This window comes from Mesorhizobium alhagi CCNWXJ12-2 (genome assembly GCF_000236565.1).
Lineage (GTDB): Bacteria > Pseudomonadota > Alphaproteobacteria > Rhizobiales > Rhizobiaceae > Allomesorhizobium > Allomesorhizobium alhagi.
Genome location: NZ_AHAM01000144.1, coordinates 75,957 through 86,683, shown reverse-complemented (window position 1 = coordinate 86,683; position 10,727 = coordinate 75,957). Strand labels below are relative to the sequence as shown.

Sequence of the window (10,727 nt, the reverse complement as noted above, 5' to 3'; positions counted from 1 at the left end):
TCGAGCCGGCGCTGTCGGCTACCACCGGCCGGCCGGTGGCGGCGACCAACATCCCGGCAAATGCCGAATTCCTGGCGAACGGACCCTCGACGATCGTGGGACCGTCCGCCCCAATAAGCTCCAGGCAAGTTGCCGTCATCAAAGCGAGGTAGAAGGAAGCCGCGAAAGTGCGCTGTCCAGCATTGGCCGGCTCCGCGGGGACCCATTTCGACCTGAGCGCTGGAAACGGCCCCGATCCCGGCTGGACGGCGGGAAGAAGCATGACGCCCTTTCTCAGCACGCTCTCCTGGTCCGCTTCATCCCATTGCGCCTCACGGCCGCTCATGATCGTTTCGAACTCACGGCCGCCCATGAAGCGTGCGGAGGGGACGGGATCGCCCAATGCGTTCACGTTGATGAGCGTGTCGCGCGCCGGATCGAGCGAAACCGCTTTGCCGCCGACCGCCATCGAGACCACCCATGTACCCGTGGACACGACGGCGAACGGGGGCTTTCGCGAGAAGAGATGCGGCAGCAGGGAAGCGTTGGAATCGTGGATGCCGCAATAAACCGGCGTGCTGCCTGCGGGCCCGGTTTTCGCGGCGATTTCGGGGAGGAGCGGGCCAAGATTATCGCTGGCCCGGCGCACCGGCGCCATCAGCTTTCGCCAATGCAGGCGATCGACCAGCGAAGAATAGTCGCGCGCCGGCGGGCTCCATAGATCGGTATGGCAGCCGAGCGAGGTCACCTCGTTCGCGAGCATGCCCGACAGGCGCCAGGACCAATATTGCGCGTACATGACGATCGACGCAGTCCGCGCGAACTCGTCCGGAAAGGTCTGCATCTGCCAGAAAATCTGCGCGCCGACGTTCAACCCGTACGGCAGGCGCGGCGATCCGGTTTCCTCGAAGGGCGGGCGAACGGCGTCGTACTCGGCCGCGAGCATATCGGGACCGGCATGCTCATAGTCGAGCACCGGCAAGGCAAGGTTTCCCTGCTCATCGAGCAACACGGCCGTCGCGCCATGCGTCGTCACCGCAATCGCCTCAACCGGCTGCTCGTGGTTGATCACTGTCAGACTGTCGAGAACGAAGCTCCACAGCCCTTCGACGTCATAGTGCGGGTATGGGCCGTCGCGAAGAACAACATTAGGGCGGGTGCGGACCGCGGCTTCCCGCATGTGTTCGAGGTCGACCAGCGCAACCTTCGCGTTGGTCTTGCCGATGTCGATGACGGCTACGTGGCGCATCATTTCATGTGGAAGACGGCTTCGAGCGGCACAGCGACCGGCTCATTGTCCGGCTTCGTCTCCATGATATCGGCCATATGCGCCCACCAGCGTTTCATCACCGGATGGTTCGGCAACTCGTCCATCGTGTGGTCCTTTCGCCGCCAGAGCACGCCGAACAGCGTGTTGGTCTCCTCGTCGAGATGAATCGAATAGTCGGAGACGCCGGCATCCTTCAGCAACGCTACCAGCTCCGGCCATATCTCGTCGTGGCGCTTCCGGTACTCATCCTTCATGCCCGGATTGAGCTTCATCCTGAAGGCGTATTTCTCGCCGGTCATGCGGGCCTCCGTCCGAACAGACGCCGCCAGATGATGGGCAGCGCAATGACCAGGATCAGCAGCAGGCCGATGAAGATCGACATGACGATGCCGGGCACGTTGAGCAGGCCGAAGCCGAAGGTGACCATGCCCATGATGAGGGCCGCAAGCACAACGCCGACAATGCTGCCCGCGCCGCCCAGAATGCTGACGCCGCCAAGCACGACCATCGTGATCACCTCCAACTCGTAGCCCTGGGCGATCGAGGGCCGCGTCGAGCCGAGCCGCGAGGTGATGAGCACCGAGGCGACGCCGGCCATCAGCCCGGTGAGGCAGAACAGGATGAACTTCACCCGCGCCTCCCGGACGCCGGAGAACTGCGCCGCGACAGGATTGTTGCCGATGGCGAAGACGCGGCGGCCGAAGCTCGTGCGGTGCAGCACGAACCAGTAGACCAGCGCCGCGGCGAGAAAGAGCGTCAGTTCGAAAGACACCACCCACCAGACATAGCCCTGGCCGAAGAAGGCGAAGCTCGCCGGGTAGCCCTTGAACGCCTGATCGCCGAGGATGATGAAGGCCACCCCGCGAAAGAGGCTCATCGTGCCGATGGTGACGACGATCGACGGCAGCCCGAGGCCGGTGACCAGCAGGCCATTGAACGCCCCGCACAGAAGCCCCGTGCCGATGCCGATCGCAACCAGCATGGGCGTGTCGGCCCCGGCCTGCAGCGCCATACCCATCATGGTTGAGGCAAGTGCGATGATCGCCGCGACCGACAGGTCGATTTCTCCGCTGATGATCAGAAGCGCCATGGCGAGCGCGATCAGGCCCTTTTCGGTAAAGTTGAAAGTGAGATCGGACAGCGACCACGCGTTCAGGAAGTAGGGCGACGCCAGGCTGTTGATGACGAAGATCGCCACCGCGACGGCGATCAGCAGGGCCTCCCACGACAGCACGGCTCCCTTGAGCGGCGTATCGAGCCGGTCGGGTATCCTGCGCGGCGCGGCGCTGGTTTCGATCGCGCTCATGCGGCTTCCGCCTTCTTCAGGATGATGCGCCCCTGCTTGCGTTCGCTGCGTGCGTTGAGGATCACGGCGGCGAGGATCGCCGTGCCGGAGATCGCCATTTGCCAGAAGGGCGAGATGTTGATGACGGGCAGCGCGGTGCTGATGATGCCGAGGAACAGCGCGCCGAGCACGGCTCCGCCGACGGAACCGATGCCGCCTGCGATCGACACTCCGCCGATGACGCAGGCGGCGATGATGTTGAGTTCGTAGCCATTGGCTACCTCTGTCGCGGCTATCACATAGCGCGACACCCACAGATAGCCGCACAGTCCCGCGACCATGCCGGAGATGCAGAAGGCGATGAACTTGGCGCGGCCGACATCGATGCCAGCGTATACCGCGGCCGACGGGTTGACGCCGACGGCGTAGATCGAGCGGCCGACCGGCGTTCGCGTCATCACGAGGTAGAAGGCGATGATCGCCACGATGGCGAACCAGGACAGGACGGGCAAGCCGAGGAATTCGCCGCGCTGCAGTGCGATGAAAGCCGGGCTCATCCGGTCGGCATTGACCCAGGTCCCGCCGGCAACGACGAAGGTTGCGCCGCGGAAGATAGTCAACGTGCCGAGTGTGACGACGATCGCCGGAATGCCGAGCTTCCAGACGAGCATTCCGTTGAAGGCGCCGAGAGCCGCGCCTATCGCCATTGCTTCGAGGATGATCAGCGGGATCGGAATGCCGGGAAAATTGGCATTGGTCAGCGCCACGATCATGCCGGTCAGTGCAAGGTTCGACGCCATCGAGAGATCGATCGAGCGTGTCAGGATAACCGCCATCTGCCCGAGGGCAAGGATCATCAGGATGGAAGTGTCGTTGAACACCGCAGCGAGGTTCTGCGGCCGCGCGAAGGCTGGGAAGCGCAGCGTGATCACAGCGACGAGCAGGGCGATCGCGGCGACGAGCCATAGCTCGCGGTTTTTGGCGAGCGCGCTCATGCCGCGATCCCCGCTGCGGCCCGCACCAGCGTCTCGGCGTCCAGCCCCTTGTTGTCGAACACTGCGGCGATGCGGCCCTCGCGCATGACGATGACGCGGTCGGACATGCCGAGGATTTCCGGCAGTTCGGATGACACCATGATCACCGAAAGCCGCTGGGCGACGAGTTCCGCCATGAAGCCGTGCACGGCGGCCTTTGAGCCGATGTCGATGCCCTTGGTCGGTTCGTCGAGGATGATGACCTTCGGCTCCGTCGCGAGCCATTTTGCGATCACCACCTTCTGCTGATTGCCGCCCGATAGCGTCCCGACATCCTGGCTGAGTGACGACGCCCTGAGGTCGAGACGCTCGGTGTAGGTTCGCGCAAGACTGAATTCCTCCGCGAGCCGCAGCAGGCCGGATTTGGAGGTGCGGTCGAGCGAGGGGAGCGAAACGTTCTGGAAAATCGGCAGGCCGATCACCACGCCTTGGCGTCCGCGCTCCTCGGGCACATAGACGATGCCGGCCTCGATGGCCTCGGCGGCAGATTTCGGGGCGATCGGCGCGCCGTCGAGCGCAATGCTCCCGGCGCTGGTGCGCGTCATGCCGGCTATCGCCTGCATGACCTCGCTGCGGCCCGCGCCGACCAGCCCGTAAAAGCCGAGGATTTCACCCTGCCGCAGTTCGAAACCGATGCCGTCGAATTCGGTCGGATGCGAAAGGCCGCTCACCGAGAGGATCGTTGCGCCGATCTTCGGCTGGCGTTCGGGAAAGATGTGGTCGACGGCGCGGCCGACCATCATCCTGACGATCTCGTTCTGTGGTTTGTCGGCCAACAATCCTTCGCCGACCATCTCGCCGTCGCGGAACACCGTGTAGCGATCGGCGATGCGATAGATCTCGTCGAACTTGTGGCTGATGAAAAGTATGGCCTTGCCATCGCTTTTCAGGAACTCGATCAGTTCGAAAAGTTCCTCGATTTCCTTGGCCGACAGCGCGGCGGTCGGTTCGTCCATGATGACGATCCGGGCGTCGATCGACATTGCGCGCGCGACCGCGACGAGATGCTTGTTGGCGATGCCGAGATCGCGCAGGCGCGCGTCGGCGTCGATATGGCCGGCGCCCATGGTTTCCAGCACTTCGCGAGCGTTGGCGCGCATGGTGCGCCAGTCGATCAGGCCGAAGCGGTTGCGCGGCGCATGGCCGAGGAAGATGTTTTCCGCGACGGACAGATCGTCGAAGAGAACGGTCTCCTGGTGGATCGCGGTGATGCCGTGCCGGAACGCCGCGTCGGCGGTTGGCAGCTTCACCGTATCGCCGCCGATGCGGATTTCACCCTCGTCGGGCTGGTAGATGCCGGTCAGGATCTTGACCAGCGTCGATTTGCCTGCGCCGTTCTCGCCGATTAGCGCCGTAACCTGGCCGGGATAGAGCGAAAGGCTGACATTGTGGAGCGCCCGCACGCCGGGGAAGCTCTTGCTCACGCCCGAAAGCGACAGCATCGGGGTATCCGCGGCGCTGGCCGGACGTTCTGCCTTCAGGGCTGCCGTGTGCATTTATCTCTCAAGCCCTGTCGTTAGGTGAGCCGCGGCGGCAAAGTCGAAACCGAGCCGCCGCAGCCATCTTGTCGGATCAATAGATCTTCGAGAACTCTTCGATGTTCGACTTGTCGAACTGGAAGGGCGGCGCCATCGCAGCGGAATTGGTGTCGTCGAGCGTGACTTCGCCAACCTTGCCGATCGACAGCCTTGCGCCGGGTTCGGCTTTCGCCTTGCCCGTTGCGATGCCGTGAGCGAGATAGACCGCCGAGTAACCGAGATCGATCGGGTTCCAGAGCGCGACCGCCTGCGAAGCGCCGTTGTCGATGAACTGCTTGAACTCGGACGGCAGCGCGAGGCCGGTCACGTTGACCTTGCCGATCAGGTTCTGGTCGGTGACGACCTGCGCGGCGGCAACGACGCCGACCGTGGTCGGCGCGATAATCGCCTTGAGGTCCGGATGGCTGGCGATCAGGCCCTTGGCTTCGTTGGTGCTCTTCACCGAATCGTCGTCGCCATAGACGGTGGCCACGAGATTGATCTTCGGGAATTTCTCCGGAAGGACCTTCTTGGCCGCCTCGATCCAGGCGTTCTGGTTGGTTGCCGTCGACGAGGCCGACAGGATCGCCACGTCTCCGCCCTCAGGCAGGTAGTCGGCGGCGAGCTTGATGATCGTCTCGCCGATCAGGTCGGTATCCGAGGGGTTGAGGTGCATCTGCCGGCCTTCCGGCGCGACGCCCGAATCCCATGAGATGACCGTGATGCCGCGGTCCATCGCCTTCTTCAGCACCGGCACCAGCGCGTCCGGGTCGTTGGCGGAGATCGCGATTGCGTTGACGTTCTGCGCGATCAGCGAATTGACGATCTCGATCTGGCCCTCGGCTGTCGCCGCGGTCGGGCCAGTGTAGATCACCTCCACGTCGCCGAGTTCCTTGGCGGCTTCCTGGGCGCCCTTGTTGGCGGCGTCGAAGAAGCCGTTACCGAGCGACTTCACCACCAGGGCGATCTTTGTCGATTCTGCATTGGCCGGGCCGGCAAACATGACGGCCGCGATTGCCGCGGTCGCCAGCAGTTTCCTGAATATGCTCATTAGTCGGTTCCTCCCGTGAGCGGTTGCATTGTTCCTCGCCGCCTATGCCTGCAGCGAAGCATCCTCGCTGTTCGAACGCTGGTTTTTCGCCACGACCAGCGAAACGCCAGCATCCTCCAGCATCTTTGCGTCGCGGTCCTCGAGGCCCGCGTCGGTCACCACAGTCGAAATCCGTCCCAGCCGGCAGAGAATAAGGCTCGAGCGTTGCCGGAATTTCGACGAGTCGATCAGCACGACCAGTTCGTCCGCCTGGTCGATCAGTTTCTGCTCAGCCTGGATGAGCAGCGGGTCGCCTTCCATCAGGCCGAGCGGGCCGAGCCCCTGCGCGCCCATGAACATGCGCTTGGCGTAGAAATTCCGCGTCACGTCGTTCTCGAACGGCGACAGGATGATGTTCTGCTCGCGATAGATCGTTCCGCCCGAAAGCATCACCGTGTTCTTGGAATGCTTCAGCAGGTGGTCGGCGATCGGAAACGAGTTGGTGAAGATCGTCATCCGGCGGTTGGTCAGGAAATGCACCATCTGGAAGGTCGTGGTGCCGCCATTGATGATGATCGGGTCGCCATCCTTGCACAGTTCGACCGCCTCCCGAGCGATGGCTCGCTTTTGCGCGGCATGCAGCGCCTCGTTCACGCTGAACGGCCGGCCGGCTATGCCCATGAATTGCGGTGGCGTGATTGATTCCGCGCCGCCGCGGACGCGGCGAAGCCGCTTCTGCAGGTGAAGCGCAGCGATGTCGCGCCGGATCGTCGCCTCGGACGATTCCGTCAGTTCGACCAGTTCCGGCACCGTCACCACAGGTTTTTCCTGGACGGCGGACAGAATGATCCTGTGGCGCTCTTTCTCGTGCATTGCTCCTCCCAAGCTGCCTCATCTAGGCAGCAGCTTCGCGCAATGTCAATCAATAACAATCAAAAATGTTTCGTTGTGCAGTGCAATATGATCGTTCTTGATCGTTTCTGATTGACATGTGTGGCCGGCGCATGCGAATTTCGGCCCAGAATGTTTGCGCTCTCCACTGCGCATCGGGAGGATTGCCTGTCATGCTTGAAACGCGCACCGGTTCGCGCCTCGCCAATCTTTGGGATGAGGCAAGAGCTTCGAAGATGAGCGAATCGGAGCGGCTCTTATACCGCTCCAACCTGCTCGGCTCCGACAAGCGCATCACCAATTACGGCGGCGGCAACACCTCCGCCAAGGTGATGGAGAAGGACCCGCTCACCGGCGAACCCGTCGAAGTTCTGTGGGTGAAAGGCTCCGGCGGCGATGTGGGAACCATCAAGCTGGACGGTTTTGCCACGCTCTACATGGAAAAGCTCGAAGCGCTGAAGAAGCTCTATCGCGGGCTCGACCACGAAGATGAGATGGTCGGCTACCTGCCGCACTGCACCTTCAACCTGAACCCGCGCGCGGCGTCGATCGACACGCCGCTTCATGCCTATGTGCCGAAGAAGCATGTCGACCACATGCATCCGGACGCCATCATCGCGGTCGCTGCGGCGAGCAACAGCAAGGAACTGACCGCGCGCATCTTCGGCGACGAGATCGGCTGGCTGCCCTGGAAGCGACCGGGCTTCGAACTCGGCCTGTGGCTCGAAAAATTCGCCAGGGAAAATCCAAACGCCGCCGGCGTCGTGCTCGAAAGCCATGGCCTGTTCACCTGGGCCGACTCCGCGAAGGAGTGCTACGAGACCACCATCCGCATCATCAACCGCGCCATCGAATGGTTCGAGCAGGAGACGCGCGGCAAGGCGGCGTTCGGCGGCGCCGTCGTCGACACGCTGCCGGCCGCCGAGCGCAAGGCCATCGCCGCGCAACTGATGCCTGCGATCCGCGGCATGATCTCCGCCTCCGAACGCAAGGTCGGCCATTTCGACGACCAGGACGCCGTGCTGGAATTCGTCGGCTCCCGGGACATGGAAAAGCTCGCGGCGCTCGGAACCAGCTGTCCCGACCATTTCCTGCGCACCAAGATCAGCCCGCTGGTGATCGATTTCGATCCGGCAAAGCCTGACGTCGAGAAGACGCTGGCTGGCCTGCCCGCCGCGCTCGAAACCTATCGCCAGGGCCACGCGGCCTATTACGAACGCTGCAAGCAGCCGGATTCGCCGCCCATGCGCGATCCGAACGCGGTCGTGTACCTCGTGCCGGGCGTCGGCATGATCACCTTCGCCAAGGACAAGGCGACTGCGCGCATTTCGGGCGAGTTCTACGTCAACGCCATCAATGTGATGCGCGGCGCGTCGACCGTCTCGTCCTATATGGGCCTGCCCGAGAAGGAAGCGTTCGGCATCGAATACTGGCAGTTGGAGGAAGCAAAGCTCCAGCGCCTGCCGAAGCCCAAGCCGCTTGCCGGGCGGGTCGCGCTCGTCACAGGCGGGGCAGGGGGCATCGGCCGCGCGACGGCGGCCCGCCTGCTGGCCGACGGCGCATGCGTGGTTCTGGCCGACATAGATGAAGAAGCCCTCGCCGCGGCCGAAGCCGAGCTCGGCAAAAAATCGGGCAGCGACTTCGTCCGCGCCGTGAAACTTGATGTCACCGACGAGGCGGCGGTCATCGGCGGGTTTGCCGAAACGGCGGTCGCCTTCGGCGGCATCGATATTCTCGTGTCCAATGCCGGCCTAGCTTCGTCGGCTCCGATCGAGGAGACGACGCTGTCGCTCTGGAACAGGAACATGGACATCCTCGCGACCGGCTATTTCCTGGTCAGCCGCGAGGCGTTCAAGCTGTTCCGCACCCAGAAGATCGGCGGCAACGTCGTGTTCATCGCGTCGAAGAACGGGCTTGCGGCGTCGCCGAACGCCGCCGCCTATTGCACCGCCAAGGCCGCCGAGATCCACCTTGCGCGATGCCTCGCACTGGAGGGCGCGGAGGCGCAGATCCGCGTCAACGTCGTCAATCCGGACGCGGTTCTGCGCGGTTCGAAAATCTGGACCGGGGAGTGGAAGGAACAGCGCGCCGCGGCCTACAAGATGTCGACCGACGATCTCGAGGAGCATTACCGCTCGCGCTCGATGCTGAAGCGCTCGGTGTTTCCGGAAGATATCGCCGAGGCGGTCTATTTCTTCGCATCCGAAATGTCGGCGAAATCGACGGGCAACATCATCAATGTCGACGCCGGCAACGCGCAGAGTTTTACGCGGTGAACTTATAAGGTTGGCGTTCCGTCCAACACCCCTCATCCGCCCCCTCGGGCCACCTTCTCCCACAAGGGGAGAAGGTGGCTGAGCGAAGCGAAGTCGGATGAGGGGTGTTGGACGGAACGTCAACCTATCCAGGGGAGGACCTTCTATGACCGAGCAACTCATCTCCGCCGACATCGTCGAGCGGGAAAACGCATCGCGCCAGGCGGCTCTCAAGCGCGATTACGAGGCGCTCGGCGACCAGCTTTCCCGGCGCGGCATCGCGATAGACGACATCAAGAATAAGGTCGCTTCCTTCGGCGTCGCCATCCCGTCATGGGGCGTCGGCACCGGCGGCACGCGCTTTGCGCGGTTCCCCGGCGGCGGCGAGCCGCGCGACATCTTCGACAAGATCGAGGATTGCGCCGTCATCGCGCAGCTGACCCGGGCGACGTCGTCCGTCTCGCTGCACATCCCGTGGGACAAGGCCGATCCGAAGCGGCTGAAGCAGGCGGCGTCGCGTTTCGGTCTCGGCTTCGATGCGATGAATTCCAACACGTTTTCCGACGCCAGGGACCAGAAGCTCTCCTACAAATTCGGCTCGCTCAGCCACGCCGACGCGGCCGTGCGCAGGCAGGCGGTCGAACACAATCTCGAATGCATAGAGATCGGCAAGACGCTCGGCTCCAGGGCGCTGACGGTGTGGATCGGCGACGGCTCGAATTTTCCCGGCCAGGTGAATTTCGCCAAAGCGTTCCGCCGCTATCTCGACGCGATGCAGGAGATTTATGCCGAACTGCCGGACGACTGGCGGCTTTTCACCGAACACAAGATGTACGAGCCGGCCTTCTATTCCACGGTCGTGCAGGACTGGGGCACCAACTACCTGATCGCGCAAGAGCTAGGGCCGAAAGCTTTCTGCCTGGTCGACCTCGGCCACCATGCGCCGAACGTCAACATCGAGATGATCGTCTCGCGGCTGATCCAGTTCGGCAAGCTCGGCGGCTTCCACTTCAATGATTCCAAATATGGCGACGACGACCTCGACGCGGGTTCGATCGATCCGTACCGGCTCTTTCTCATCTTCAACGAGCTGGTCGATGCGGAGCTTTGTGGCACCAGGGGTTTTGACCCGGCGCACATGCTCGACCAGAGCCACAATGTCACCGATCCCATCGAAAGCCTGATGTTGTCGGCGGCTGAGGTGCAGCGCGCCTACGCGCAGGCGCTGCTGGTCGATCGCAAGGCGCTGGAGTCTTTCCAGGACGACAATGATGCGCTGATGGCGACGCAGACGCTCAAGGCCGCCTACCGCACCGACGTCGAGCCGATCCTCGCGATGGCGCGCTCGGAGAAGGGCGGGGCGATCGATCCGGTTGCCGTCTATCGCGCCGCCGGCTACCGCAGGAAGGTCACCGCGGAGCGCCCGGCTGTCGCCTCGGGCGGCGGCGGAATAGTCTGAACTGAAT

The 10,727-nt window shown here is 63.2% G+C and carries 9 protein-coding genes; 2 read left to right on the top strand and 7 right to left on the bottom strand.

Translation table 11 applies throughout. From position 1 onward, the window contains the following. From MAXJ12_RS17440 to MAXJ12_RS17410, 7 genes are all read right to left on the bottom strand, one after another. Positions 1-1,231 (bottom strand): FGGY-family carbohydrate kinase (locus MAXJ12_RS17440; protein WP_040586625.1); only part of this gene is annotated, 1,231 nt, incomplete at its 3' end. Next, on the bottom strand, positions 1,228-1,548 hold the full coding sequence (rhaM, locus tag MAXJ12_RS17435; RefSeq protein ID WP_008837251.1) for an L-rhamnose mutarotase: 321 nt from the start codon (positions 1,546-1,548) through the stop codon (positions 1,228-1,230). The genes rhaM and MAXJ12_RS17440, both read right to left, overlap by 4 nt. Next, positions 1,545-2,555, bottom strand: coding sequence for an ABC transporter permease (locus MAXJ12_RS17430; RefSeq protein ID WP_008837250.1), 1,011 nt, complete (start codon positions 2,553-2,555; stop codon positions 1,545-1,547). Before MAXJ12_RS17430 ends, rhaM begins: the two co-directional genes overlap by 4 nt. Then, positions 2,552-3,529 (bottom strand): ABC transporter permease, encoded by a 978-nt coding sequence (locus MAXJ12_RS17425; RefSeq protein ID WP_008837249.1) that lies wholly within the window; start codon positions 3,527-3,529, stop codon positions 2,552-2,554. The genes MAXJ12_RS17430 and MAXJ12_RS17425 overlap by 4 nt, the downstream gene beginning before the upstream one ends. Further along, on the bottom strand, positions 3,526-5,064 hold the full coding sequence (locus MAXJ12_RS17420) for a sugar ABC transporter ATP-binding protein (RefSeq protein WP_008837248.1): 1,539 nt from the start codon (positions 5,062-5,064) through the stop codon (positions 3,526-3,528). Before MAXJ12_RS17420 ends, MAXJ12_RS17425 begins: the two co-directional genes overlap by 4 nt. A 76-nt stretch (positions 5,065-5,140) precedes the next feature. Then, positions 5,141-6,136: a rhamnose ABC transporter substrate-binding protein gene (gene rhaS / locus MAXJ12_RS17415; RefSeq protein WP_008837247.1), complete on the bottom strand. Its 996-nt coding sequence runs from the start codon at positions 6,134-6,136 to the stop codon at positions 5,141-5,143. Positions 6,137-6,178: 42 nt separating this feature from the next. Continuing rightward, a complete protein-coding gene (locus MAXJ12_RS17410; protein ID WP_008837246.1) occupies positions 6,179-6,988 on the bottom strand; it encodes a DeoR/GlpR family DNA-binding transcription regulator in 810 nt (269 codons plus the stop codon). Positions 6,989-7,179: 191 nt separating this feature from the next. Between MAXJ12_RS17410 and MAXJ12_RS17405 the strand changes: the two genes are divergently transcribed. Beyond that, positions 7,180-9,282 (top strand): bifunctional rhamnulose-1-phosphate aldolase/short-chain dehydrogenase, encoded by a 2,103-nt coding sequence (locus MAXJ12_RS17405; RefSeq protein WP_008837245.1) that lies wholly within the window; start codon positions 7,180-7,182, stop codon positions 9,280-9,282. Between the two features lie 145 nt (positions 9,283-9,427). Beyond that, on the top strand, positions 9,428-10,720 hold the full coding sequence (gene rhaI / locus MAXJ12_RS17400; RefSeq protein ID WP_008837244.1) for an L-rhamnose catabolism isomerase: 1,293 nt from the start codon (positions 9,428-9,430) through the stop codon (positions 10,718-10,720). Positions 10,721-10,727: the final 7 nt, after the last annotated feature.

Bases quoted from the DNA above. Each gene is read 5' to 3' on its own strand.
- rhaM (WP_008837251.1), bottom strand. From the start codon at position 1,548: ATGACCGGCGAGAAATACGCCTTCAGGATGAAGCTCAATCCGGGCATG.
- MAXJ12_RS17430 (WP_008837250.1), bottom strand. From the start codon at position 2,555: ATGAGCGCGATCGAAACCAGCGCCGCGCCGCGCAGGATACCCGACCGG.
- MAXJ12_RS17425 (WP_008837249.1), bottom strand. From the start codon at position 3,529: ATGAGCGCGCTCGCCAAAAACCGCGAGCTATGGCTCGTCGCCGCGATC.
- MAXJ12_RS17420 (WP_008837248.1), bottom strand. From the start codon at position 5,064: ATGCACACGGCAGCCCTGAAGGCAGAACGTCCGGCCAGCGCCGCGGAT.
- rhaS (WP_008837247.1), bottom strand. From the start codon at position 6,136: ATGAGCATATTCAGGAAACTGCTGGCGACCGCGGCAATCGCGGCCGTC.
- MAXJ12_RS17410 (WP_008837246.1), bottom strand. From the start codon at position 6,988: ATGCACGAGAAAGAGCGCCACAGGATCATTCTGTCCGCCGTCCAGGAA.
- MAXJ12_RS17405 (WP_008837245.1), top strand. From the start codon at position 7,180: ATGCTTGAAACGCGCACCGGTTCGCGCCTCGCCAATCTTTGGGATGAG.
- rhaI (WP_008837244.1), top strand. From the start codon at position 9,428: ATGACCGAGCAACTCATCTCCGCCGACATCGTCGAGCGGGAAAACGCA.